Origin of the sequence: Mycolicibacterium rhodesiae (assembly GCF_002086695.1) — a bacterium.
GTDB classification, from domain to species: Bacteria; Actinomycetota; Actinomycetes; order Mycobacteriales; family Mycobacteriaceae; genus Mycobacterium; species Mycobacterium rhodesiae.
The window spans coordinates 328,734-350,953 of sequence record NZ_MVIH01000003.1; the positions used below are offsets into that span (position 1 = coordinate 328,734).

The window sequence follows — 22,220 nt, forward strand, 5'->3', positions numbered from 1 at the left end:
GACCATGACCGCAACCCAACCCCGACCGCGCCTTGTCTCGATCGCGTTCTGGTGCTGGCTGGCCGGGGCCATCGTGCTGATGTTGGGCGGCCTACTGCTCGTGTTCTCCAACGGCCCGGTTCCGGTGTTCTTCCGGGGCGCCGGTGTGCTCTGGATTGTGGCCGGCGCGCTGTTGAGCTACATCGCGGGCCGAACCCGCGGCGGCGACACCCGCTTCCGGCGGGCCGCGGTGGCGCTCTCGATCGCGCTCGCGATCCTCTTGGCGCTGTTCTCGGTGATGACCGGTGGCCTGGTGTGGCTGTTCGCCCTGGTGCTGGTGATCGTTCCCGCGGTGCTGATCATGCGGCCCGGTGCCCAGCAGTGGTACACCCCGGAGTCCGATGTCTGACGGTCAGCTGCAGGAGCGGCCGGAGCGGCTGTTCTTCGAAACCGGTGCCAGTTGGTACTGGCTGGTCGCCGGCCCGGCGTCGGCGATCGCGATGCTGCTGATCCAGTTCAAGGGCGGGGTGGGCTTCCAACCGGTCGTACCGCTGATTTTCCTGGTACTCGTCACCGGCTTCCTCTACATCCAGGTCAAGGCCGCGCGCATCCACACCAGTGTGGAACTGACCCGTGAGGCACTGCGCCAAGGCACCGAGGTCACCAAGCTGAGCCACATCGTGCGGGTGTTCCCGCCGGCCGAGCATTCGGTGAAATCGCGTGAGCCCCTGGAGAAGTGGCAGACGTCGCGGGCCCTCGGGGAGTTGTCCGGGGTGCCCCGGGGCCGGACCGCGATCGGCGTCGAGCTCACCGGCAAGCGCACCGCGCAAGCCTGGGCCCGCAACCATCGCGCCCTTCGTGCCGCGCTGACCGCACTGGTCGAGGGCGAGACGGTGGACGCCTCGTGAGGCACGTCGTCCAGGTCGTTCTGGCTGCGCTGGCGCTGTCCGGCGCCGTGGTGACCGGTTTGGCTGCGCGCAGCGTGGCGGTCGTGGCGCCGGTTACCGACGGGCAGCCCTCGACGACGTCGGCGGTCTTCGACCCGCCGCTGATGATGCTGACCTGGTTGCTGGTCACCCTGGCCGGGGTACTCGCAGTGCTGGGTGTGGCCGGTCTGGTCCGGGCCCGGCGGGCCCGTACTGCGGTGCAGCTCAGAACACCCGAGTCTGTCCCTCCAGCACTGGAACCGTCGTAGGCAGCTTGTAGGTCTGCACCCCGTTGCGCCACATCACGGCGTCGCGCGCATGCTCGGGCAGGTGCTTGACCAGCCAGCGTGGATCGTCGAACGTCCAGTGCGGGTAGTCCGAGGAGAACAGCAGGATCTTCTCGCATTCCATCCATTCGAAGGCCCGCAGCAGTTCGGTCTTGTCCTCGGGATAGTCCAGTGGCTGGGTGGTGAATTTGATGTGGTCCTTGACGTATTCGCTCGGCTTGCGCGTGATGTCGACCCACGATTTGCGCGCTTCGTAGATGGCGTCCATCCGCCACATCAGCGGCAGGATCCAGTTGAAGGCGTGCTCGACGAACACGATCCGCAACGTGGGGTAGCGGTCGAACACGCCGTCGAAGATCAGGCTCATCACCTGGTTGGCGGCCAGCAGTGAGTAGCTGACCATGAAGTCGTGGTTGTAGCTGGGGAAGCCGACCGGCGGGATCGGCAGGGTTTCGAACATGCCTCGGCCCAGGTGGCAGCTGACGGTGATGTCGTGCTTAGTGGCGGCCGCCCAGATCGGGTCGTATTTGGGGTCGCCCCACGACGGCCGCGGTTCGGCCTTGATCAGGATCTGCGACATATACGGGTGGCCGGCCCACTGCTCGATCTCGCGCGCCGCCCCGGCGGGATCTTCGATCGCCACCGAGATCGAGCCGCGCCAGCGCTGGTGCCAGTTGTTGCGGCTGTCCAGCCAGTGTTCGTCGAGCCAGCGGTTGGTCGCGATGGCCGACGCCTGCGCCGCGTCGGCGAGCCGCGCCCCGGGAGCCAGCGGTTCCAGGATGCAGATGTCGGCGCCTGCGTCCATGACGAGTTGGCGAAATGCCAGATCAGGGTCCGTACCGGCGAACTCGCCGTCAGGCGGGAAGGTGTCTGTGCGCATCGCATAGGCATGCGCGTAGTCGGGGGCGTCGTAGTAGATCTGCTCCCCGATGGGGTGCGAGAGGAAGTACTTGGTCCGCCAGGGCTCGGGGATGTAGTCGATCAACACCCCGCGGCGCGGTACCGGGTGGACGTCGGAATCCACGCACCGCACGTCGATGTGTTCGGTCGGTGCTGACCGCGCCGCGATGTGGGTCAGAGTCATCCGGGTCATCTCTTCGTCGTCGGTGTGTCCAGTGTCCCACTCCAGGCCACCCAAATCGGTACGAAAATTGAGTAGTCCGCTACGCATGTCCTCGCGCGGTCGGTGGCCCACAGTTGGAAACGGGGAGCGAGGAGGGGGCATGGGGCGCATCGGCGATCCGTCGTCTGAGTTCTCGCAGGTGCCCTCGACCCTGCACGGGCAGCTTTTCCTGCTCGCGTTCGACCCGCGGAGCGGTCGGTTCGACGGCCACGATCCTGGGCTCTTCGGCTTTGCGCTGCGGGCCGCGATGCTGACGGATCTGTATCTGCGCGGCTTCCTGGTGGAACGTGCAGGCAAGCCGGTCCCGGCCCGGGCGGCCAGTCCCGACGATCCGATTCTGCGTGCCGAATTCGCCCAGGTGGGCGTCCACAATCGGTCGACCTGGGCGCAGTTGGTCGCCGGCAACCAGCACGAAGCGATCACCGCGGTCCGGGAACAGTTGGTCACCGAGGGTTGGTTGCGCACGCGGCGGCAGCCCGGCCTCCCGGTGTGCGACGCGGGTCTCGAGCCGTTCGACCCCAGCCGGGTCCGCGCCTTGGCCGATGTGGCGCGCGGTGCGCTGCGGAACGCGCTTGTCGGGCTGCCCGCGGAGCCCTGGCCCGTGGCGTGCGGTTTGCTCGCCGCGACCGCCGAACTGCCGGTCATGGACGAGTTCTCCGCCGACGTCCAGGGTTGGGGCCGCCTCGACGCAGTGGCGGCCGGCCGCCTGGTGCCTGTTTCGGGGCTGATCGAAGCGATCCGCGACCGTCGCGGGTACGGCCGTCCGGGGCTTATGGGCGGGGCATCGTGACCGGCGGCCGGCCTCCGCACCTGTGGTCGGTGCCTGCTCCGGACAACCCGGACGATGATCTCGACCCGCCGAACCACGAAGATCCCGAACCGCCCGAAGACGAAACCGGTGTGCTGTTGTGGTGATCGGGTAGGCACTGGACAAGATACCCCCTAGGGGTATCATCGCGACTATGGCGACGACCGACCTCCAATTGACCGGCATGAGCTGCGCGTCCTGCGCGGCCCGTATCGAGCGTGGCCTCAACGACCTGGACGGCGTGCAGGCCACGGTGAACTTCGCCGTCGAGCGTGCACACGTCGAGCACGGCCCTCAGGTGTCGGAGCACGATCTGATCCACGCGGTGGAATCCACCGGCTACCACGCGTCGGTGCTGGACCACTCCGGCCACGGCGACGACCACATGAACCACGACGTCCCCAGCGAACAGCTGCGCCCCCGGCTGATCGGCTCGGCGGTGTTGGCGGTCCCGGTGGTGGCGCTGTCGATGGTGATGGCCTGGCAGTTCTCGGGATGGCTCTGGGTTGTGCTGGCGCTGACGACCCCGATCGTGTTCTGGGGTGGCTATCCATTCCACAAGGCCGCGCTCAACAGTGCGCGGCACGGGGCGTCGACGATGGACACCCTGGTGTCGCTGGGCACGCTGGCCGCCTACCTGTGGTCGCTGTACGCGGTGGTGACCGGGGCCGCTGCGCACGGTCACGGCCACGTCTACTTCGAGGTCGCGGCCGCGGTGACGGTGTTCCTGCTGGCCGGCCGGTATGCCGAGGCCAAAGCCAAGCGGTCGGCCGGCGCGGCGTTGCAGGCGCTGCTGTCGCTGGGCGCGAAGGACGCCACTGTGTTGTGCGACGCCGCTGAGGTTCGAATCCCGGTGCAGGACTTGCACGTTGGTGACGTCATCGTCGTGCGGCCCGGCGAGCGGGTGGCCACCGACGGCGTGATCCTCGACGGTGCGTCGGCGCTGGACACCTCGGCGATGACCGGGGAGTCGGTGCCCGCCGACGTCGGCCCTGGCGATGAGGTACTCGGCGGTGCGGTCAACACCTTTGGCCGGATTCTGGTGAGCGCCAAGCGAGTTGGAGGTGACACCCAACTCGCGCGGATGGCCCGGATGGTCTCGGACGCACAAAGCGGGAAGGCGTCCATTCAGCGGCTGGCCGATCGGGTGTCGGCGATCTTCGTGCCGGTGGTGTTGGCCATCGCGGCGGTCACCCTGGGTGCCTGGCTGGTGGCCGGCGGGTCGGCCACGGCGGCGTTCACCGCGGCGGTCGCCGTGCTGATCATCGCTTGCCCGTGTGCGCTCGGCCTTGCGACACCGACGGCGATCCTGGTCGGCACCGGTCGCGGCGCTCAGCTCGGGGTGTTGATCAAGGATCCGCAGGTTCTCGAAACGGTCACCGGCATCGACGCCGTCGTGCTCGACAAGACCGGCACGGTGACCACCGGCTCGATGGCCGTGGCGGCCGTCGAGAGCGAAGCCGGCGTCGACGCCGACGCGGTGCTCGCGCAGGCGGCGGCGGTCGAATCGGCCTCCGAGCACCCGGTGGCCGCCGCAATCGTGGCCGCTGCCCGGGAGCGCGGCCTGACCGTGCCCGCGGTGCGCGACTTCGCCAACGACCCCGGGACCGGCGTCAGCGGCGTCGTCGACGGCGTGCGGGTGCAGGTGTCCCGCGCCGCCGAGCAGTTAGTCGACGATGGGCGCACCAGCGTCGAGGTGCGTGCCGACGGTAGCCGCCGAGGGGTGATCCGGTTGGTCGACGCGGTCAAGCCGACCAGCGCGGAGGCCATCGCCGAGTTGAAGGCGATGGGCATCACGCCGATCCTGCTGACCGGCGACAACGCCGCGGTTGCCGCCCGGGTGGCCGCCGAGGTCGGCATCGCCGCCGAGAACGTCATCGCGGGCGTGCTGCCCTCGGAGAAGGCCGACGCGATCACCCGACTGCAGGCGCAGGGGCACAAGGTCGCGATGGTCGGAGACGGAGTGAACGACTCGGTGGCGTTGGCGACCGCCGACGTGGGCATGGCCATGGGCACCGGGACCGACGCCGCGATCGAGGCCGGCGACGTCACGCTGGTTCGTGGGGACCTGCGCACCGTCCCGACCGCACTGCGGTTGTCGTCGCGCACGCTGCGGATCATCAAGCAGAACCTGTTCTGGGCATTCGGCTACAACGTGGCGGCCATCCCGCTGGCGGCGCTGGGCTTGCTGAACCCGATGATCGCCGGCGCGGCCATGGCGTTCTCCTCGGTTCTGGTGGTGACCAATAGCCTGCGCCTCAAGCGGTTCAGCTAACTGCGCCCAAAGACACCTCGCAGGAGAAGTGCGAGTAGATCCATGCAGAACGTCGATCTCGGCGGCCCGTGACGCTCGTCACGAAGGCGTTGGTACAAAGTGCGAAATCTGTAACACTGTTGCTCATGACGGATCTTGCCGAATCACGCTCGGCCACCGACGCCCTGCCGCTGGGCCCGCAGTCACTGGTCTGGCGCTACTTCGGCGACAACCGGATGTTCCTCATCGGCCCGCGCCCGGCGGTGCTGCAGAACATGCTCGCCGAACTCGGCCAAGGCGTGCTCGACCACTCGGTGTGGTTCGCCGATACCGCGGCCCGGATCAAACGCTCGTTGCCGCCGATCTTCATGACCGTCTACGGCACCGAAGACGACAACGCAGGCACGCGGGTCCGCGACTTCCACCACACCATCAAGGGCGACATGCCCGACGGGAGCCGCTACCACGCGCTGGATCCCGACACCTACTTCTGGGCACATGCCACCTTCTTCGATCAGGCGCTGTATTTCGCCGACACCTTCGTCAAGCGGCTCTCGCGCGAGGAGAAGGAGCAGATGTATCTGGAGTCCAAGACCTGGTATCGCCGCTATGGGGTCAGCGACCGCCCGATGCCCGCCGACTACGCCGAATTCGAGCGCTACTGGGACCGGATGATCAACGAGGTTCTGGTCGCGCATCGGACCGCAGCCTACGGAGTTGGCTACGTCACCAAGGGATTTCCGAAGCCCAAGGCCGTCAACCCGATCGTCTGGCGGCTGGTGGCGCCGGTCTTCAATCCCGTCGCGGCGTTCCTGACGACCGGTGGGATGCCGCCACGTACCCGCGAGATTCTCGGCCTGCCGTGGAGTGACCGCAAGGAGCGCAATTACCAGCGCTTCGCGGCGTTCTGGCGCTCGCGTCCGGTGAACTGGGTGTGGGACCATCTCCCGATGAATGTCCGCTACAACCGCTACGCTGCACAGGGTTTCGCGCAGGCAGGGCATGCCTGACCAGTCGACCGAAGCGATCCTCGACGCCGCGCTCGTCGAGTTCGATCAGCATGGCATCCGCCGGGTTGCCCTCGATGACGTCGCCCGCCGGGCCGGGGTGAGCCGGACGACGATCTACCGGCGATTCGCCAACAAGGACGACCTGGTGGCCGCGGTGATGGATCGGGAGAACCTACGGTTGTTCCACGATATCGCCGAGGACGTGAAAAACGCTCGCCCCCAGTCGAATTACTACGTCGAAGCGTTCACGCAGGCCATCCTGCGAACCCGGCGGCACCGGGTACTCAACCGCATGATCGTCGACGAGCCGGCGCTGACGCTGGAGCTGGCCCGACTGCACTACGGTGCCGCGGTCGAACGCGTCGAGGCGGCGCTGCAGGTGATCTTCCCGCCCGGCTTCGCCGACAAGATCGGACCGCAGGCCGTGCATGAGCTGGCCGACAACATCTGGCGTTACGCGATGATGGCGATGCTGTTGCCCAGCCCGGCTCCACTCGAAACCGCCGACCAAATACGGGCTTTCGCCACCAAGCACTTTCTGCCGAGCCTGCCCGAAGCGCTGCGCGTCGTACCGGTCTAGTTACCTGCTGGACAGTCGATGTCGACGTACGCCGTTGGCGCCGCCTGATGCACACCGGTGACGGTGCACTGGGACAGCCCGCCGGTCGGCTGGCCGTTGAGTTGAACCTCGTAGCCTTGGCTCTGTAGTTGGCTGATGATGTCGGGTGCCGAACCGGTTCCCGACGAGGACACGATATGTGCGACGCTGACGAGTGCTGCTGCAATGAGGTTGCTGTACATACCTGTAGATAGGTAGGCGGGTTACAGCTCTCAGGTAGTCTGCGGTGGTGGCGCGAGCACCTCCACGACGCCGTTGCGCTCGCGGACCTCGAAGTGCGGCAACGGTTTCGGGGCTATCGGCAGAGCATGCGTGACGACGGTGCCGGCCGGGGAGAACGACGTCGAATGGCACGGGCAGTGCAGCTGGTCGTCGCCCTTGTCGAACCACAGCTTGCAGCCCTGATGGGTACACACCCCGGACACGGCGTCGACCCGGCCGTTGACCCGGCGGACGAATCCGTTGACCGCGCCCAGATCGAATGCGCGCACCGCCCCTTCGGAGAGTTCGGCGCTCGACGAGACGGTCTGCCACGCCCCGTCGGTGGGCACCAATTCCGCTTCGGCGACTTGCTGCTCGTCGGTGTGTGGTCGAATCACCAGCCGATCGACCGACACCCCGGCCACCGCGGCCGTTGCTGCCGCGGAGGTTCCGACGATCACCTGTCGGCGGGTGGCTGACATCGCCCGCTTCGGCGGCGGAGCATTGGTCAAAGGCGATGACTCCGAGGACATTTCGGCGGCCAGCCGGGCTTTGAGTCCGTCGACGAATTCCGGTCGGGGTTCGCCGGCGTCCTCGCGAGCGGCGGTGAGGTCGATGGCGGTGCGCAGCTGGGCAGCCTCGAACTCGTCTGGTGTGAAGCCCTTTGGCTGCCGGCCTGCGAGCATGTCGTCGATGTAGTGGCGAAGATCGCGGCGGGTCATGGCAGAGCCCCCTCGCTGATCTGTGCGGCCAGCCGCAACGCCCGATGCTGCAACACTTTCGCGTTCGCGACGCTGATGCCGAGCGTACTGGCCGCCTCCCGCACCGAACAGCCCTGCAGGAAACGCAGTTCCAACACCCGGCGATAGTTGTCGGGTAAGGCGCCGAGCAGGGTGGCGACGCGCTGCGGGGCGGTGCTCGGCGCGGCGGGCCCGAACACGGTGGCCGGCACGTCCTCGATGGTGGTGATCTCGGTGCCCAGGGTGGCCCGCCAGTGCGCGGCCAACACGGTGCGGGCGGTGGCCCGCAGGTAGGCCCGCACTTCGGCGATGCTGGCGGTCAACCGCAGCGGGCGCATCGCGGCCAGGAACACCTCCGAGGTCAGGTCCTCGGCGTCGGCGCGGTTTCCCACCCTGCCGAAGATCAGCCGGTAGACCCACGTGACGTTGTCGTCGTAGACGGCTTCCCAATCGGGATAACGCGCCTCGGCGACCAGGCGTAGCTCTGGTCGCGGGCGTGGATCGTCCTCCGCCGCCATCATCGTGTGCCTTCCGCTCATCGATAAGAGATAGGCGGCGGGGTTACCCGATGGTCCGCGTGTAACCGCTGCCCTACCTCTTGATGAGACGGTCCGCGCCGCGGACTTGGTTCAGCCGAGGAGGCAGGTTTCATGCACCACACCCGTATCGCGCTGGCGTGCCTGGCGGTCGTTGCCGGCGCCGCCGCGTGTTCCACCCCGGCGAAGGCTCCGCCGCCGACGGTCGACTTCGGGCCCAACGGCGGCACATCGGTTGGCATGCCAGGGATGTCGAGCAGGCCCGGTATGCCGATGCCACAGGCCACGACGGCCGCGCCCGCCCCGCCCGTCGCCGGAACGGCGGTGAACATCACCAATTTCGCGTTCGCACCGGCGACCCTGAGCGTCAACGTCGGCGACACCGTCACCTGGACGAACACGGACGAGGAGCCGCACACCGTCGTCGCAAACGACGGCTCGTTCCACTCGCCGGGCCTGGACGCCAACGCCACCTACAGCTTCACGTTCACCAAGGCAGGCAGCTTCGACTACATCTGCAGCATCCATCCGTTCATGCGCGGCACCGTGGTGGTGAGCGCATGAGCGGCGACCCGCAGCAGATGAGCAGGCGCCAACTGATCAGGCACGGAGCCTGGTTCGGCGCGGCCGTCGGACTGGCCGTGGTCGGCGGCGAGGTGCTGTCCCACGTCGCGAGCGCGCCTGCCGCCATCGACGCCCGGCCCACTCTTCGGTTCGCTCAGATCAGCGATAGTCACATCGGGTTCACCGGCGCCGCCAATACCGACGTGACGGGATCCTTCGAGCGGGCCATTCGGCAGGTCAACGGTCTCGGGTACACACCTGACTTCGTCATTCACACCGGTGACCTGACCCACCTGGCCACCCCCGCCCAGTTCGACCAGGTCAAGCAGATGCTGGGCGCCCTCAATACCCCGCACGTCTTCACCGTGCCGGGTGAGCACGACTCGGTGGACGACGCCGGGCAGAAGTACCGGTCGGTGTTCGGTGCGGGCACCCGCGGTGACGGCTGGTACAGCTTCGACATCGCGGGCGTGCACGTCATCGGGTTGGTCAACACGTTGAACCTGAAGAAGCTCGGGCATCTCGGCACCGAGCAGCTGGAGTTCATCGAGAAGGACGTGGCGACGCTGTCGCCGGACACCCCCATCATCGTGTTCAGTCACATCCCGCTGTTCGCGATGTATCCCGACTGGGGCTGGGGCACCGACGACGCCACCCAGGCGCTCGGCTACCTCCGTCGGTTCTCGTCGGTGACGTGTCTGAATGGTCATGTCCATCAACTGTTTTCCAAGACCGAGGACAACGTCACGTTCTACAGCGGCACCACCACGGCCTATCCGCTGCCGCATCCCGGCGACGGGCCCGCCCCCAAGCCGCTCACCCTGCCTGCCGGTCAGCTGCGTGACGCCCTCGGCATCCGCGAGGTCAGCTACACCCGCGGCCAGAGCGTGCTCGCCCTGAAGGAGGAGACCCTGCAATGACCCGTCTGGTGAATCTGGCAATCGCCGCGAGCCTGCTGGTCAGTGCGGCCAGTCACGGCTATCTCTACCTGCACGGATATTCGTACATCCCGGCCATTGGGCCGGGGTTCCTGGTGCTGACGAGTGTCTTCGTCGCGTTGGCGATCCTGATCGCGCTCGGCGGCCCGGCGTGGTTGCGTGCGGTGGCGTTGGTGGCCGCGCTCGGTTCGCTGGGGGCCTTCGCGATGTCGCGCACGGTCGGGCTGCAGGGGTTCGTCGAACACGGCTGGCAACCGGCGCCGCATGCGGTGATAAGCGTGCTGGCCGAGGCGATCACCGTGGGACTGTGCGGGTGGTCGCTGGTCATTCAGCCGAAGAAGATGCAGGTTGGATCCTCGGAAATTTCACGAAGTAACACGTCGACCTCATCTGTCGGGTCTAGGGACTCGTAGGCGTGAAATCGCGAGTTGCGGTCCGACCAGTACAACTCCCACCCTCGGGAACGGGTGAAGCGTAGCCGGGCAAAGGGTATGCGGAACCATTCCCCGTCGGGTCGATCGAGATCAACAAGGCGGCACTCGACCAGGGTGACCGCATTTCGGTACACCTCGGTTTCGTACCGGAGCTGGGTTAGCACGTGCGCGGGCAGGTCCGAGTTCAGTCCGTCGGTCCAACGGGCAATGTGCAAGAGGTCAGGGTCCGGAATCGGCATGGATCAGCTGCCCCGAGTCAGCAGTACCGCGTTCTCGAACGGCAGCACCGTGAACAATGGACGCCACGCTGCCGAAACGTGAGGGGCGGCTTCGGCTTTGGGCATCACCCGAGGATTGCTGACCGCGAAGGTCCGCCCGTAGCGTTTGAGCCGTCCGCCGCCGGCTGTGGTGATGTTCTTGAGCCAGTCACGGTTGGGCCCGTAGGTCAGCAGGATCGCGATGCCGTCGTCGGTCGTGAACACGGTCAACGGGGTGCGGTAATGCGCGCCGGAGCGGCGTCCGACGTGTTCGAGGATCCCCATCGTCGGAACGAAGCCGGCCCACATCCGCTGCACCGGATTGGTGACGTACCGGTTGAACCTGGCCAGCCATTGCGGCAGTTGCATCCCCCGATCAAACTCCGACCCATGGCGTACCTCAAGGCCCCGTGTCCATCGCGGGCGACGAACGCCGCGGGTCGTGATCTTGGACACAAGTCCGCGCGAGATTGACGCCACGCAGAGGTCCACTCGCACGTTCGCTGCATGAGTTCAATTTCACCGCTGTCCTGCGCACTCTCCGCTGGTCCAGCCCGCTCCTACACCCTGTAGTTGGGCATGCCCGCAGTCTGGGACACTGGTGGCCATGAGCAGTACGGATCAGGCCGCCTCGACCGCGGCATCGGCCAAGCTGTTCGCCGACGCCTGCGCAGTCATCCCCGGCGGAGTGAACTCGCCGGTCCGGGCCTTCAACTCCGTCGGCGGCACGCCTCGCTACATCACCTCCGCCAAGGGCTACTGGCTGACCGACGCCGACAGCAACCGCTATATCGACCTGGTGTGCTCGTGGGGCCCGATGATCCTGGGGCACGCGCACCCGGCGGTCGTCGAGGCGGTGCAGCGCGCCGCCGCCGACGGCCTGTCGTTCGGGGCGCCCACCCCCGGTGAGACCGAGTTGGCCGCCGAGATCATCGCCCGGGTGAAACCGGTCGAACGGGTGCGCCTGGTCAACTCCGGCACCGAGGCCACGATGAGCGCGGTGCGCCTGGCCCGCGGCTTCACCGGCCGTTCCAAGGTCATCAAGTTCTCCGGCTGCTATCACGGCCACGTCGACGCGCTGCTTGCCGACGCCGGTTCGGGTGTCGCCACGCTCGGTCTGCCGTCGTCGCCCGGGGTCACCGGCGCCACGGCCGCCGACACGATCGTGTTGCCTTACAACGACGTCGCAGCTGTGGAGGAGTCGTTCGCCAAGTTCGGTGACACCATCGCGGCGGTCATCACCGAGGCCTGTCCGGGCAACATGGGTGCGGTGCCGCCGCTGCCCGGCTACAACGCTGCGCTGCGGCGCATCACCGCCGAGCACGGCGCACTGCTGATCGTCGACGAGGTGATGACCGGGTTCCGGATGAGCCGAAGTGGTTGGTACGGGCTCGATCCCGTGGATGCGGACCTGTTCACCTTCGGCAAGGTGATGAGCGGTGGGCTGCCTGCCGCGGCATTCGGCGGCCGCAAAGACGTGATGGAACGCCTGGCCCCGCTCGGCCCGGTGTACCAAGCCGGCACGCTGTCCGGGAATCCGGTGGCGGTGGCCGCCGGGCTGGCCACCCTGCGCAACGCCGACGACGCGGTCTACGCCGCCCTCGACGCCAACGCCGACCGGCTGGCCAGCCTTCTCGCCGATGCTCTCACCGAAGCTGGTGTGGCCCATCAGGTTCCGCGGGCCGGCAACTTCCTGTCGGTATTCTTCACCGACACGCCGGTCACCAACTTCGCCGAGGCGAAGGCCAGCGAGACGTGGCGTTTCCCGGCGTTCTTCCACGCTCTGCTCGACGCCGGGGTGTACGCGCCACCGAGCGCATTCGAAACCTGGTTCGTCTCAGCCGCACTCGATGACGCCGCCTTCGACCGAATCGCAGGCGCCCTCCCGGCGGCGGCCCGCGCGGCCGCGGGAGCCAAGCAATGAGTGAACGAACCGTCGTGCACGTCATGCGCCACGGCGAGGTTCACAACCCCGAGGGCATCCTCTACGGGCGGCTTCCTGATTTTCACTTGTCAGACCGTGGACGTGCGCAAGCCGCCGCGGTGGCCAGTTGGCTTGCTGCCCGGGACGTCGTCTATGTGGTCGCCTCGCCCCTGGAGCGCGCTCAGGAGACGGCCGCGCCGATCGCCGCGCACCACGGCTTGGCCATCGACACCGACGACGAACTCATCGAGTCCCACAACGTCTTCCAGGGCGAGAAGGTCTCCCCGGGTGACGGGGCGCTGCGCGACCCGCGCAATTGGTGGCATCTGCGCAATCCGCGCACACCGACCTGGGGGGAGCCTTACCGGGAGATCGCCGAACGGATGCGGCGCGCGGTGCAGCGGGCCCGGGTCAAAGGTGCCGGGCACGAAGCGGTGTGCGTCAGCCATCAGCTGCCGGTCGAGACGCTGCGCCGGTCGATGACCGGTGCCCAGCTGCACCACTTTCCGACGCGACGGCTGTGCAACCTGGCATCGTTGACGTCGTTCTACTTCGATGGGGATCAGTACGTCGGCTGGGGATACTCGGAGCTCGCCGGGCAGTGAAGTGGCTGTTGGTCTTCCTGGTGGCGGCGGCGGTGTTGGTCGGCTGCTCCACCGGTGACGACGCTGTGGCCCAGGGTGGCACTTTCGAGTTCGTTGCTCCCGGCGGCAAGACCGACATCTTCTACGACCCGCCCAACAGTCGCGGCACCCTCGGACCGCTGTCCGGTCCTGAGCTGATGGACACCTCGAAGACCGTGTCGCTGAAGGACTTCGAGGGCAAAGTCGTCGTGATCAACGTGTGGGGTCAATGGTGCGGGCCGTGCCGGTCCGAGATCACCCAGTTGGAGCAGGTCTACGCCCAGACCCGTGATCAGGGGGTGGCGTTCCTCGGAATCGACGTGCGTGACAACGACATCAGCGCACCGCAGGACTTCGTAACCGACCGCAAGGTCACCTACCCCTCGATCTACGACCCGGCGATGCGCACCATGATCGCCTTCGGCGGCAAGTACCCCGCCACCGTGATCCCGTCGACGGTCGTGCTCGACCGGCAGCACCGGGTAGCCGCGGTGTTCCTTCGCGAACTGCTGGCCGAGGACCTGCTGCCGGTGGTGCAGCGGCTGGCTGCCGAGCCGAAACCGGGCACACCATGACCGGTTTCGCGCAGACCGCCGCCGCGGGCCCGCTGCTGCTGGCCTTGGGCGTCTGCGTGCTTGCCGGCTTGGTGTCGTTCGCCTCGCCGTGTGTGGTTCCGCTGGTTCCCGGTTACCTGTCCTACCTCGCGGCGGTTGTCGGTGTGGACGACACGTCCGGTCCGGTGGCCGTGCGGAGGCAGCGCCTGCGGGTGGCAGGGTCGGCGTTGCTGTTCGTCGCCGGGTTCACCGTGGTTTTCGTGCTCGGCACGGTGGCTGTGCTGGGTATGACCACCACGCTCATCACCAATCAGCTTGTGCTGCAACGCGTCGGTGGCGTGCTGACCATCGTCATGGGTCTTGCGTTCATCGGCTTCATCCCGGCCCTGCAGCGCCAGGCGCGTTTCACCCCGCGCCGGCTCGCCGGGGTGGCAGGTGCCCCGCTGCTGGGTGCGGTGTTCGGGCTGGGCTGGACTCCGTGCCTCGGTCCGACGCTGACCGGAGTGATCACCGTCGCCTCGGCCACCGATGGCGCCAGCGTGGCTCGCGGCGTCGCCCTGGTGATCGCCTACTGCCTGGGCCTGGGCATCCCGTTCGTGGTGCTGGCGCTGGGATCGAGTTGGGCGACCAACGGATTGGGCTGGCTGCGCAGGCACACCCGGACCATCCAGATCGTCGGCGGTGTGCTGCTGATCGCCGTCGGGTTGGCCCTGGTCACCGGGGCGTGGAACGACTTCATCTCCTGGGTGCGCGACGCCTTCGTCTCCGACGTGAGGCTGCCGATATGACCACCGCCCCGCCGCGAGCAGACACAAAATCGCCCAAAACCGGGGGTTTTGGGGCGATTTTGCGTCTGCTCGGCAGGTCAGCCCGCACCCTCTGGCGGGCGCTGACCTCCATGGGCACCGCGTTGGTGCTGCTGTTCCTGCTCGCGCTCGCCGCCGTCCCCGGGGCGCTGCTGCCGCAGCGCAGCCTGAATGACGCCAAGGTCGAGCAGTACATCGCCGAGCACAACATCATCGGGCCATGGCTCAACCGCCTGCAGTTCTTCGAAGTGTTCTCCAGTTTCTGGTTCACGGCGATCTACGCGCTGCTGTTCATCTCGCTGGTGGGTTGCCTGACCCCACGGATGGTCGAACACGTCAAGAGCATGCGCGCCGTGCCGGTTCCGGCCCCGCGCAACCTGTCCCGGCTGCCCAAGCACGCCACCGCCGAGGTGACGGGGACGCAGCAGACCGTCGCTGCCGGCATAGCCCGGCGGCTCAAGGGCTGGCGACGGGTCACCCGCGACACCGACGACGGCATCGAAATCTCCGCCGAGAAGGGTTACCTTCGCGAGTTCGGCAACATCGTCTTCCACTTCTCGCTGCTCGGCCTGCTGGTGGCGATCGCCGTCGGCAAGCTGTTCGGCTACGAGGGCAACGTCATCGTCATCGCCAACGGCGGCCCCGGTTTCTGCTCGGCCTCGCCGGCGGCGTTCGACTCGTTCCGTGCCGGCAACAGCGTCGACGGCACATCGCTGTACCCGATGTGCCTGCGAGTCAATGACTTCCAAGCCCACTACCTACCCAACGGGCAGGCGCTGTCCTTCGCGTCGAACATCGACTACCAGGCCGGCGACGATCTGGCCGCCGGAACGTGGCGGCCCTACCGTCTCGAGGTCAACCATCCACTGCGCATCGGCGGCGACCGGGTGTACCTGCAGGGCCACGGTTACGCCCCGACGTTCACCGTGACCTTCCCGAACGGACAGAAGCGGACCCAGACCCTGCAATGGCGCCCGGACGATCAGCACACCCTGCTGTCCTCGGGCGTGATCCGGGTCGACCCGCCCGGCGGTATGTACCCCGACCCCTCGGAGCGGCGTAAGCATCAACTGGCGATCATGGGCCTGTTCGCGCCTACCGCCGAACTCGACGGCACCCTGCTGTCGTCGAAGTATCCGGCGGCCAACGACCCGGCCGTGGCCATCGACATCTACCGCGGCGACACCGGGCTGGACACCGGCCGGCCGCAGTCACTGTTCACCCTCGACCCGCGCCTCATCGAGCAGAAGCGGCTGACCAAGGTCAAGCGCACCAACCTCAAGCAAGGCCAAGAGGTCAAGCTCGACGACGGCACCGTGGTCCGGTTCGACGGCGCCACCCCGTTCGTCAACCTGCAGGTTTCCCACGATCCCGGGCAGGTGTGGGTGCTGGTGTTCGCGATGTCCATGATGGGCGGCCTGCTGGTGTCGCTGATCGTGCGCCGCCGCAGGGTCTGGGCGAAGATCTCACCTGGAGGTACGGCCGGTACGGTAAACGTCGAGCTGGGCGGTCTGGCCCGCACCGACAACTCCGGCTGGGGCAACGAGTTCGAGAAGCTCACCGAACGGATGTTGGCGGACCTGCCGGAGCCGTCGAAAGAGAAGGTCTGAGCATGAATACCGAGCACATCGACATCGGGCTGGCCCGCTACTCCGACTGGGCGTTCACCTCGTCGGTCGTCGTCCTCGTCCTGGCGCTGCTGCTGCTGGCCGTCGAACTCGCCTACAGCCGCGGCCGCAAGGTCGAGGCCCGCGAGCTGGTGTCGGCCGGGGCCGTCTCCGCCGACAGCGACCGCCCCGGCGTAGTCGTCGACACCCCGAAACGCTCCGCCGACGAACGCATCGGCACCGCCGGCCTGTCGCTGGTGTACCTCGGCATCGCCTTGCTGTTCGTCTGCATCGTGCTGCGCGGGCTGGCCACCGCCCGCGTGCCGTGGGGCAACATGTACGAGTTCATCAACCTGACCTGCTTCTGCGGTCTGATCGCGGCGTCGATCGTGCTGCGCAAACCGCAGTACCGCGCGCTGTGGGTTTTCGTACTCGTTCCTGTGCTCATTCTTCTCACCGTCTCGGGCCGCTGGCTCTACACCAACGCGGCACCGGTGATGCCGGCACTGCAGTCATACTGGCTGCCCATTCACGTCTCGGTCGTCAGCCTCGGCTCGGGTGTCTTCCTGGTCGCCGGTGTGGCAAGCATCTTGTTCCTGCTGAAAATGTCGCCGCTGTCGGCTCCGGACCGGGAAGGCCGGCTGGCGCAGATCGTCCAGCGGCTGCCCGACGCCCAGACCCTCGACCGAATTGCTTACCGCACCACGATTTTCGCGTTCCCGATCTTCGGCTTCGGCGTCATCTTCGGTGCCATCTGGGCCGAGGAGGCATGGGGCCGGTACTGGGGCTGGGACCCCAAGGAGACGGTGTCGTTCATCGCCTGGGTGGTCTACGCCGCATACCTACACGCCCGCTCGACGGCGGGATGGCGCGACAAAAAAGCCGCGTGGATCAACGTCATTGGCTTCGTCGCGATGGTCTTCAACCTGTTCTTCATCAACCTGGTGACGGTCGGGCTGCATTCCTACGCCGGAGTGGGCTGACACGAGCGTGCGCTAGGGTTCAAAGGACCCACGAACCACCACTCGACCCGAAACGATATGTCAGGGGGAAGTGCACGTGTCCACTCCTCATGGGTCCCGCCAGGGCCATGAATTAACCGATGCGACAACGGTATTCCGCGCCGAACAGCGGTTCACCGATCCGGCGACCGCCGCACCGGAAGCCGAACCGGACTGGCTGGCCTCCACGCCGCCGATCGGCATCCCGATGGAGTCGCTGACCGCGGCCGCGCCGGTGTTCAACCAGTACGTCGCTGAGCATCCGGTGCCGTCCTATCGCCCTACGGTGCCGCCGACGCCGTATCCGGATCTGTCGACGAGCGCGCTGCTGCGGCAGGTGAAGCCGCCGCCGTCCGGTGGCTGGCGCCGCTGGCTGTACCTGGCGTCGGGGAAGCTGATCAATGTCGGCGAGGGCCGGCGGGCTGCGCTCCATACCAACCTCGTCGCACAGGTGAACCGTCCGCTGCCGGGCTGCTACAAGATCGCGCTGCTGTCGCTGAAGGGCGGGGTCGGCAAGACGACGATCACCGCCACCCTGGGCGGGACGTTCGCCACCATTCGCGGCGACCGGGTGATCGCGGTCGACGCCAATCCCGACCGCGGAACGCTGAGCCAGAAGGTGCCGCTGGAAACTCCGGCCACCGTGCGTCATCTGCTGCGCGACGCCGAGAAGATCGAGCGCTACAGCGATGTCCGCAGTTACACCTCGCAGGGCCCGAGCCGGCTGGAAGTCCTGGCGTCGGAGAGCGATCCCGCGGTGTCCGAGGCGTTCAGCGCAACGGATTACGACAAGGCGCTCGCCGTGCTCGAGCGGTTCTACAGCCTGGTACTCACCGACTGCGGCACCGGGCTGCTGCATTCGGCGATGTCGTCGGTGCTCTCGCAGGCCGACAGTTTGGTCGTGGTGAGTTCGGGTTCGGTGGACGGCGCGCGCAGCGCGTCAGCGACGCTGGATTGGCTCGACGCCCACGGCCATCAGGATCTGGTGCGCCGGTCGGTGTGCGTGATCAACGCCGTCCGGCCGCGGTCGGGCAAGGTCGACATGCAGAAGGTGGTGGACCATTTCTCGCGGCGGTGCCGCGCGGTGTGCGTGGTGCCGTTCGACCCGCATCTGGAAGAGGGCGCCGAAATCGACCTCGACCGGTTGAAGCCGAAAACCCGTGAGGCTCTGGTTCAACTCGCTGCTGTAGTGGCCGACGGCTTTCCCGCCGTCGAGGCGAACGAACGGTTCGGCTAGCGGCGGTTAGCGAGGATTGTTGTCGCCGTGGCTGAGTCGCCACAGGAAGTCGGGATCGTCGTCGGGGCCGACAACCCTGGTCTTCGGCCGGTGCGCCTGGGCGCGAACCGCGCGCCAGCCGACGTAGACCGCGGCGGCGATGATGAGAACTAACAGCAGGTACAGCACGAAAACCTCCTTTGTCCGAATATACGCGCGTCGGTAGGCTCGGCGCGGTGTCGGACAATTCGGACAACAAGACCCCGGGCGCGGGCGGTCGCTTGGCGCTCGACGTCCTCGTATACACCGCTGCGCGGATCGCCTTGGTGGTCGCTCTGACGGCTGCGATCTACTACCTCGGCAAGCTGATCGGGATCACCGAGTTCCCGCTCATCGTGGCGTTGTTGTTCGCGATCGTGCTTGCGCTTCCGCTGGGGATCTGGCTGTTGGCACCGCTGCGCAAGCGCGCCACCGCCAGCATCGCCGCGGTCGATGAGCGTCGTCGCCGTGACCGCGAGCAACTGCAGGCCCGGCTGCGCGGCAAAGAGTCGACCGACTAGCCGAACGCCAGTGCCAGCGCCACCGCGCTCGACCAGACCAGCATGGTCAGGCCGGTATCGCGCAGCACCGGGATGAGTTCGCGGCCACCGAGGCCGCGGCGTACCGGGCCGGCGGCACGCAGGGCCAGCGGCGCGGCGACCAGACCGGCCGCGCACCACGGCGTGGCCAGCATGAGGGCCAGGGTCAGCACGCCGGCGACGGCGAGCATGGACTGGTAGAGGATCCGGGTGCGGCCATCGCCCAGCCGGACCGCCAGGGTGACCTTGCCCGCCACGCGGTCGGTCGGGATGTCGCGCAGGTTGTTGGCCACCAGCACCGCTGATGACAGCGCACCGGTCGCCACAGCGAGCGCCAGGCCCACCCAATCGACCCGCAACGCCTGGGTGTACTGCGTGCCGAGCACGGCGACAAGGCCGAAGAACACGAACACCGCGACCTCGCCGAATCCGGCATAGCCGTAGGGCCGGGAGCCGCCGGTGTACAGCCAGGCTCCCGCGATGCAGACGACGCCCACTGCGATCAGCCAGGGCGCACTGACGACGGCCAGCGCCAGCCCGGCGAGCGCACCGACACCGAGGCTGACGACCGCGGCGGCCAGCACCGCGCGCGGCGATGCCAGCTTCGAGCCGACCAGGCGCAATGGCCCGGCACGGTCGTCGTCGGTGCCGCGGATCCCGTCGGAGTAGTCGTTGGCGAAGTTGACCCCGACGATCAGCGCGAGTGAAACGGCAAGTGCCAGCAGCGCCTTCCACCACACGAACCCGTCCAGCCATGCCGCCGCACCGGTGCCCGCGATTACCGGCGCCACCGCGTTGGGCAGCGTCCTGGGTCTGGCCCCTTCGACCCACTGCGCGATGCTCGCCATGCTCGCAATCGTCGCACGCAGGTCAGCCCGGTTGCTCAGGTGTCGTGCGGCTCCTGGGCGCAGATATTTGCTGGTCGGGTGAGCGTTCCGCTTATCGGCGATAGCTGCCTGCCGACGCCGGTTCCGCTTCGCTGACGCGTGGCGTTTCCGGCGTATGCCGACGATAAGCACATCAAACTAAAGTGCGAGGATTTGCCGACGGGTCCGTCTCGGAGGTAGCTGACGGCGGCGAGAAGATCGATCTCGAGGCTGGCCGAGTCGGGCCAAACTAGCACGTCGGCAAACCGCTGCTGCTGAAGAGAAGACCGTAGTGGTCGCGGGATCTCGAGAAGGCTGATTGCCGGCGCGGCTGGACGGCGGCCGGTGGGCACACACGACTGGTTGCACGCTTAAATAATTCACGCGTCAAGGGAGTTTGCTGGTTGGCACGCGCATCGCGTTCACCTGCGACTCTCGTAGGCGCTGTGATTGCGAGCAGTGCCGTTGAACTGACTGACCGGTAAGTTCTGCGCGAAATACCGCCAACCCGCTATTTCCCCTCGGGTAACTTTTGCCAAGTCCATTCCAGACCCCTCGACAGGAGTAATAATGCGCATTGCTGTGCGGTCGTCCATCGCATCCGGGGTGGCGCTGGTGGGAGCCGGTGCTATCGCGTTCGCTCCGATGCAACCGGTCGCCTCCCCGCTGTCGAACATCCACATTCCGTCGGCGTTCTCCAGCGTGCAGCTCACCGCGACGTTCGATCCCGTCACCCCGTGGGTTGACCTCGTTACCGCCGCAGTGAGCAACGTGGCGACGATCGGACAGGACTGGCTGGCCGACCCGGCGCCCGCGCTGCGCCAACTCGGCACCAACTGGTTCGGCTACGCCCAGACCACCGGCACGGCACTCGGCGGAGTCGCCACGGCCACCTATGACTACTTGACCACGACGGTGCCGCAGTCGCTCACCACCGCGTTCCAGCAGATCGCCGATGGCAACCTCTCCGGCGCCGCCGCCACGATCAACAACGCCCTGGGCACCGCCATCCTGACGATCGGTCTTCCGCTGTTCCCGGTCCTCGACATCCCCGGCAAGATGGCCGACAACTTCGCCGCCGTGGTCAAGACGGTCACCGGACTCACGACGGTATTGCCGGCTCTGATCGGCGTTCTCGGCCCGATCGAGGGTTCGATCCAATCCCTCGGCGACAGTGGTCAGGCCGTGCTCGACGCGCTGGCGGCGGGGCAGACCGTTGCCGCGCTGAACGCCGCGGTCAATGCACTGCCGAAGTTCATCGGCGCCGTCGTCAACGGGTACGAGTCCACGGACGGCAGCCTGTATCCGGGCCTGTTGTCACCGCCGGACGAGAACGGCAACAACGCGGGTATCGCGTACACGCTGCTGGTCTCGATCCCGAAGGCGATCGCCACGGCGCTGGGCGCCCCGGCTGCCCCGGCCGCGGCGCTCAAACCGGCCGCAGCGAGTGCCAAGGCCGTCGCAGCGGAGCAGCCAGCAGCGGTCGAAAGCGGGTCCGACCTGGCGTCGCAGACCTCCGAGGCAGCCGACGCCGCCGCACCGGCTGCGGACAGCGGTGCTTCGACGACCGTGAAGGACGGGAACAAGGTCACCCCCGGCAAGTCCGGTGTCTCGAGTGCCCGCGCTGCGAAGGGGTCGTCGAAGCCGGCCGGGTCCGCGACCGCGGGCGGCAAGAGCTCGAGTGCGGGAGCTTCCGGCAAGGGCCACTCCGCCCGGCACGGCGCCGGCGGGGCCGACTAGTCCAACTTCAGCAGTACTGACGAGGTAAACGGCAGCCCCCGCGGCGACGCGGGGGACTCGCCGTGTCGTTCCAGGCACGCGGAGGATCTGTGTCGACACGTCGACCGGGTGACGGAGGGGGTCGATCGGTTCAACAACGCCGCCACAGACTGGGCTTCGACGACGTCGAGGCCCATGCGTGGGTGCAGTTCGAGTCGGTCGCCATCGCATTGCACGGGCTGGTCAATCGAGCCCTGCTGCATCACCACCAGTTGAGTCTCGCCGACGTCCAATTGCTGACCCATCTGAAGAGTCATGGCCCCAGCCCGATGGGTGTTCTGGCCGAGATGCTGATGGTCACCCCGAGTGCGTTGACCCAGCAGATTCAACGCCTCCAGCGGCGCCGGCTGGTCGAACGGGAGGCGAGCAGCGATGACGGCCGCCGAGTGCTGGCGACGATCACCCGCGACGGGCTCCGGCTGATCGCGGCGTCGTTGGAGACCTACGCCCGCGTGGTGCGCGCGAATTTCCTCGATGAGCTGAGCAGGAACCAGATGATCGCACTCGGCGACGGTTGCCGGCGGATCAGCGCCCGGTTGAAGGCGGCCGATTCAACCGGGGAGACGTCCGACAGCCAGTGATCGGCGAGA

General features: G+C 67.3%; 29 protein-coding genes. 21 read left to right on the top strand and 8 right to left on the bottom strand.

What is annotated here, in order from left to right; all coding sequences use genetic code 11:
• Positions 1-4: 4 nt before the first annotated feature.
• From BST42_RS08845 to BST42_RS08855, 3 genes are read left to right on the top strand one after another with little or no spacing between them, the layout of a single operon-like run.
• Positions 5-388 (top strand): hypothetical protein, encoded by a 384-nt coding sequence (locus tag BST42_RS08845; RefSeq protein WP_083118198.1) that lies wholly within the window; start codon positions 5-7, stop codon positions 386-388.
• Positions 381-887, top strand: a complete 507-nt coding sequence (gene mce1N / locus BST42_RS08850) for a transport-regulating membrane protein Mce1N (RefSeq protein ID WP_083118199.1) — start codon at positions 381-383, stop codon at positions 885-887. The genes BST42_RS08845 and mce1N overlap by 8 nt, the downstream gene beginning before the upstream one ends.
• Positions 884-1,174 carry a hypothetical protein gene (locus tag BST42_RS08855; RefSeq protein WP_083118200.1) on the top strand — a complete coding sequence of 97 codons (291 nt, stop codon included), beginning with the start codon at positions 884-886 and terminating at the stop codon, positions 1,172-1,174. Before mce1N ends, BST42_RS08855 begins: the two co-directional genes overlap by 4 nt.
• Here BST42_RS08855 and BST42_RS08860 read toward each other — a convergent pair.
• Entirely contained in the window at positions 1,131-2,276 is a 1,146-nt protein-coding gene (locus BST42_RS08860) for an amidohydrolase family protein (protein WP_083118384.1), read from the bottom strand. The two genes, BST42_RS08855 and BST42_RS08860, sit on opposite strands and share 44 nt — an antisense overlap.
• A 139-nt stretch (positions 2,277-2,415) precedes the next feature.
• Here BST42_RS08860 and BST42_RS08865 point away from each other — a divergent pair, with 139 nt between their 5' ends.
• The 5 genes from BST42_RS08865 to BST42_RS08880 all read left to right on the top strand — a co-directional run bounded on the left by BST42_RS08865 (position 2,416) and on the right by BST42_RS08880 (position 6,967).
• On the top strand, positions 2,416-3,105 hold the full coding sequence (locus BST42_RS08865; protein WP_165760814.1) for a GOLPH3/VPS74 family protein: 690 nt from the start codon (positions 2,416-2,418) through the stop codon (positions 3,103-3,105).
• A complete protein-coding gene (locus BST42_RS30295) occupies positions 3,102-3,230 on the top strand; it encodes a hypothetical protein (protein ID WP_264046993.1) in 129 nt (42 codons plus the stop codon). Before BST42_RS08865 ends, BST42_RS30295 begins: the two co-directional genes overlap by 4 nt.
• A gap of 47 nt (positions 3,231-3,277) precedes the next feature.
• Positions 3,278-5,398, top strand: a complete 2,121-nt coding sequence (locus BST42_RS08870) for a heavy metal translocating P-type ATPase (RefSeq protein ID WP_083118201.1) — start codon at positions 3,278-3,280, stop codon at positions 5,396-5,398.
• 125 nt (positions 5,399-5,523) lie between these two features.
• Positions 5,524-6,387, top strand: a complete 864-nt coding sequence (locus BST42_RS08875) for an oxygenase MpaB family protein (RefSeq protein WP_083118202.1) — start codon at positions 5,524-5,526, stop codon at positions 6,385-6,387.
• Positions 6,380-6,967: a TetR/AcrR family transcriptional regulator gene (locus BST42_RS08880; RefSeq protein WP_083118203.1), complete on the top strand. Its 588-nt coding sequence runs from the start codon at positions 6,380-6,382 to the stop codon at positions 6,965-6,967. The genes BST42_RS08875 and BST42_RS08880 overlap by 8 nt, the downstream gene beginning before the upstream one ends.
• On the opposite strand, the gene BST42_RS08885 is transcribed toward BST42_RS08880, so the two are convergent.
• The 3 genes from BST42_RS08885 to BST42_RS08895 are packed head-to-tail and all read right to left on the bottom strand — an operon-like array spanning position 6,964 to position 8,465.
• Positions 6,964-7,188 carry a hypothetical protein gene (locus BST42_RS08885; RefSeq protein WP_083118204.1) on the bottom strand — a complete coding sequence of 75 codons (225 nt, stop codon included), beginning with the start codon at positions 7,186-7,188 and terminating at the stop codon, positions 6,964-6,966. The genes BST42_RS08880 and BST42_RS08885 overlap by 4 nt on opposite strands.
• Positions 7,189-7,218: 30 nt before the next feature.
• Entirely contained in the window at positions 7,219-7,929 is a 711-nt protein-coding gene (locus tag BST42_RS08890) for a Rieske (2Fe-2S) protein (RefSeq protein WP_083118205.1), read from the bottom strand.
• Positions 7,926-8,465 carry an RNA polymerase sigma factor gene (locus BST42_RS08895; RefSeq protein ID WP_083118386.1) on the bottom strand — a complete coding sequence of 180 codons (540 nt, stop codon included), beginning with the start codon at positions 8,463-8,465 and terminating at the stop codon, positions 7,926-7,928. Before BST42_RS08895 ends, BST42_RS08890 begins: the two co-directional genes overlap by 4 nt.
• Before the next feature lie 132 nt (positions 8,466-8,597).
• Between BST42_RS08895 and BST42_RS08900 the strand changes: the two genes are divergently transcribed.
• From BST42_RS08900 to BST42_RS08910, 3 genes are read left to right on the top strand one after another with little or no spacing between them, the layout of a single operon-like run.
• On the top strand, positions 8,598-9,047 hold the full coding sequence (locus BST42_RS08900) for a cupredoxin domain-containing protein (RefSeq protein WP_083118206.1): 450 nt from the start codon (positions 8,598-8,600) through the stop codon (positions 9,045-9,047).
• Complete coding sequence (locus tag BST42_RS08905) at positions 9,044-9,967, top strand: metallophosphoesterase family protein (RefSeq protein ID WP_083118207.1); 924 nt, start codon at positions 9,044-9,046, stop codon at positions 9,965-9,967. Before BST42_RS08900 ends, BST42_RS08905 begins: the two co-directional genes overlap by 4 nt.
• Entirely contained in the window at positions 9,964-10,398 is a 435-nt protein-coding gene (locus BST42_RS08910; protein WP_083118208.1) for a hypothetical protein, read from the top strand. The genes BST42_RS08905 and BST42_RS08910 overlap by 4 nt, the downstream gene beginning before the upstream one ends.
• On the opposite strand, the gene BST42_RS30430 is transcribed toward BST42_RS08910, so the two are convergent.
• Positions 10,314-10,658 (bottom strand): DUF3024 domain-containing protein, encoded by a 345-nt coding sequence (locus tag BST42_RS30430; protein WP_083118209.1) that lies wholly within the window; start codon positions 10,656-10,658, stop codon positions 10,314-10,316. The genes BST42_RS08910 and BST42_RS30430 overlap by 85 nt on opposite strands.
• A 3-nt stretch (positions 10,659-10,661) precedes the next feature.
• Positions 10,662-11,045: a nitroreductase family deazaflavin-dependent oxidoreductase gene (locus tag BST42_RS08920; protein WP_083118210.1), complete on the bottom strand. Its 384-nt coding sequence runs from the start codon at positions 11,043-11,045 to the stop codon at positions 10,662-10,664.
• Positions 11,046-11,283: 238 nt separating this feature from the next.
• On the opposite strand from BST42_RS08920, the gene hemL reads away from it, so the two are divergent.
• The 7 genes from hemL to BST42_RS08955 all read left to right on the top strand — a co-directional run bounded on the left by hemL (position 11,284) and on the right by BST42_RS08955 (position 18,428).
• The gene (gene hemL, locus BST42_RS08925) at positions 11,284-12,600 is read left to right on the top strand and encodes a glutamate-1-semialdehyde 2,1-aminomutase (protein WP_083118211.1); all 1,317 of its coding nucleotides are present in this window, start codon (positions 11,284-11,286) and stop codon (positions 12,598-12,600) included.
• Positions 12,597-13,205: a histidine phosphatase family protein gene (locus BST42_RS08930; protein WP_083118212.1), complete on the top strand. Its 609-nt coding sequence runs from the start codon at positions 12,597-12,599 to the stop codon at positions 13,203-13,205. Before hemL ends, BST42_RS08930 begins: the two co-directional genes overlap by 4 nt.
• Positions 13,202-13,798 carry a TlpA disulfide reductase family protein gene (locus BST42_RS08935; protein ID WP_083118213.1) on the top strand — a complete coding sequence of 199 codons (597 nt, stop codon included), beginning with the start codon at positions 13,202-13,204 and terminating at the stop codon, positions 13,796-13,798. The genes BST42_RS08930 and BST42_RS08935 overlap by 4 nt, the downstream gene beginning before the upstream one ends.
• Complete coding sequence (locus BST42_RS08940) at positions 13,795-14,565, top strand: cytochrome c biogenesis CcdA family protein (RefSeq protein ID WP_083118214.1); 771 nt, start codon at positions 13,795-13,797, stop codon at positions 14,563-14,565. The genes BST42_RS08935 and BST42_RS08940 overlap by 4 nt, the downstream gene beginning before the upstream one ends.
• Entirely contained in the window at positions 14,562-16,193 is a 1,632-nt protein-coding gene (resB, locus tag BST42_RS08945; RefSeq protein ID WP_083118215.1) for a cytochrome c biogenesis protein ResB, read from the top strand. The genes BST42_RS08940 and resB overlap by 4 nt, the downstream gene beginning before the upstream one ends.
• Positions 16,194-16,195: 2 nt before the next feature.
• The gene (gene ccsB / locus BST42_RS08950; protein ID WP_083118216.1) at positions 16,196-17,173 is read left to right on the top strand and encodes a c-type cytochrome biogenesis protein CcsB; all 978 of its coding nucleotides are present in this window, start codon (positions 16,196-16,198) and stop codon (positions 17,171-17,173) included.
• Between the two features lie 76 nt (positions 17,174-17,249).
• Positions 17,250-18,428, top strand: coding sequence for a MinD/ParA family ATP-binding protein (locus BST42_RS08955; protein WP_165760815.1), 1,179 nt, complete (start codon positions 17,250-17,252; stop codon positions 18,426-18,428).
• Positions 18,429-18,434: 6 nt separating this feature from the next.
• Here BST42_RS08955 and BST42_RS28990 read toward each other — a convergent pair whose 3' ends face one another.
• Positions 18,435-18,596 carry a hypothetical protein gene (locus BST42_RS28990; RefSeq protein ID WP_096309908.1) on the bottom strand — a complete coding sequence of 54 codons (162 nt, stop codon included), beginning with the start codon at positions 18,594-18,596 and terminating at the stop codon, positions 18,435-18,437.
• A gap of 47 nt (positions 18,597-18,643) precedes the next feature.
• On the opposite strand from BST42_RS28990, the gene BST42_RS08960 reads away from it, so the two are divergent.
• The gene (locus BST42_RS08960; RefSeq protein WP_083118218.1) at positions 18,644-18,967 is read left to right on the top strand and encodes a DUF4229 domain-containing protein; all 324 of its coding nucleotides are present in this window, start codon (positions 18,644-18,646) and stop codon (positions 18,965-18,967) included.
• On the opposite strand, the gene BST42_RS08965 is transcribed toward BST42_RS08960, so the two are convergent.
• Positions 18,964-19,833, bottom strand: coding sequence for a 1,4-dihydroxy-2-naphthoate polyprenyltransferase (locus BST42_RS08965; protein ID WP_083118219.1), 870 nt, complete (start codon positions 19,831-19,833; stop codon positions 18,964-18,966). The two genes, BST42_RS08960 and BST42_RS08965, sit on opposite strands and share 4 nt — an antisense overlap.
• A 588-nt stretch (positions 19,834-20,421) precedes the next feature.
• On the opposite strand from BST42_RS08965, the gene BST42_RS29575 reads away from it, so the two are divergent.
• Positions 20,422-21,591, top strand: coding sequence for a hypothetical protein (locus BST42_RS29575; RefSeq protein ID WP_083118220.1), 1,170 nt, complete (start codon positions 20,422-20,424; stop codon positions 21,589-21,591).
• Between the two features lie 182 nt (positions 21,592-21,773).
• On the top strand, positions 21,774-22,211 hold the full coding sequence (locus BST42_RS08975; RefSeq protein ID WP_237159322.1) for a MarR family winged helix-turn-helix transcriptional regulator: 438 nt from the start codon (positions 21,774-21,776) through the stop codon (positions 22,209-22,211).
• Positions 22,212-22,220 lie beyond the last annotated feature (9 nt).

What these genes read in the sequence shown, in the direction of transcription:
- BST42_RS08845 (WP_083118198.1), top strand. Translation starts at nt 5, where the DNA reads ATGACCGCAACCCAACCCCGACCGCGCCTTGTCTCGATCGCGTTCTGG.
- mce1N (WP_083118199.1), top strand. Translation starts at nt 381, where the DNA reads ATGTCTGACGGTCAGCTGCAGGAGCGGCCGGAGCGGCTGTTCTTCGAA.
- BST42_RS08860 (WP_083118384.1), bottom strand. Translation starts at nt 2,276, where the DNA reads ATGACTCTGACCCACATCGCGGCGCGGTCAGCACCGACCGAACACATC.
- BST42_RS08865 (WP_165760814.1), top strand. Translation starts at nt 2,416, where the DNA reads ATGGGGCGCATCGGCGATCCGTCGTCTGAGTTCTCGCAGGTGCCCTCG.
- BST42_RS08870 (WP_083118201.1), top strand. Translation starts at nt 3,278, where the DNA reads ATGGCGACGACCGACCTCCAATTGACCGGCATGAGCTGCGCGTCCTGC.
- BST42_RS08875 (WP_083118202.1), top strand. Translation starts at nt 5,524, where the DNA reads ATGACGGATCTTGCCGAATCACGCTCGGCCACCGACGCCCTGCCGCTG.
- BST42_RS08880 (WP_083118203.1), top strand. Translation starts at nt 6,380, where the DNA reads ATGCCTGACCAGTCGACCGAAGCGATCCTCGACGCCGCGCTCGTCGAG.
- BST42_RS08885 (WP_083118204.1), bottom strand. Translation starts at nt 7,188, where the DNA reads ATGTACAGCAACCTCATTGCAGCAGCACTCGTCAGCGTCGCACATATC.
- BST42_RS08890 (WP_083118205.1), bottom strand. Translation starts at nt 7,929, where the DNA reads ATGACCCGCCGCGATCTTCGCCACTACATCGACGACATGCTCGCAGGC.
- BST42_RS08895 (WP_083118386.1), bottom strand. Translation starts at nt 8,465, where the DNA reads ATGGCGGCGGAGGACGATCCACGCCCGCGACCAGAGCTACGCCTGGTC.
- BST42_RS08900 (WP_083118206.1), top strand. Translation starts at nt 8,598, where the DNA reads ATGCACCACACCCGTATCGCGCTGGCGTGCCTGGCGGTCGTTGCCGGC.
- BST42_RS08905 (WP_083118207.1), top strand. Translation starts at nt 9,044, where the DNA reads ATGAGCGGCGACCCGCAGCAGATGAGCAGGCGCCAACTGATCAGGCAC.
- BST42_RS08910 (WP_083118208.1), top strand. Translation starts at nt 9,964, where the DNA reads ATGACCCGTCTGGTGAATCTGGCAATCGCCGCGAGCCTGCTGGTCAGT.
- BST42_RS30430 (WP_083118209.1), bottom strand. Translation starts at nt 10,658, where the DNA reads ATGCCGATTCCGGACCCTGACCTCTTGCACATTGCCCGTTGGACCGAC.
- BST42_RS08920 (WP_083118210.1), bottom strand. Translation starts at nt 11,045, where the DNA reads ATGCAACTGCCGCAATGGCTGGCCAGGTTCAACCGGTACGTCACCAAT.
- hemL (WP_083118211.1), top strand. Translation starts at nt 11,284, where the DNA reads ATGAGCAGTACGGATCAGGCCGCCTCGACCGCGGCATCGGCCAAGCTG.
- BST42_RS08930 (WP_083118212.1), top strand. Translation starts at nt 12,597, where the DNA reads ATGAGTGAACGAACCGTCGTGCACGTCATGCGCCACGGCGAGGTTCAC.
- BST42_RS08940 (WP_083118214.1), top strand. Translation starts at nt 13,795, where the DNA reads ATGACCGGTTTCGCGCAGACCGCCGCCGCGGGCCCGCTGCTGCTGGCC.
- resB (WP_083118215.1), top strand. Translation starts at nt 14,562, where the DNA reads ATGACCACCGCCCCGCCGCGAGCAGACACAAAATCGCCCAAAACCGGG.
- ccsB (WP_083118216.1), top strand. Translation starts at nt 16,196, where the DNA reads ATGAATACCGAGCACATCGACATCGGGCTGGCCCGCTACTCCGACTGG.
- BST42_RS08965 (WP_083118219.1), bottom strand. Translation starts at nt 19,833, where the DNA reads ATGGCGAGCATCGCGCAGTGGGTCGAAGGGGCCAGACCCAGGACGCTG.
- BST42_RS29575 (WP_083118220.1), top strand. Translation starts at nt 20,422, where the DNA reads ATGCGCATTGCTGTGCGGTCGTCCATCGCATCCGGGGTGGCGCTGGTG.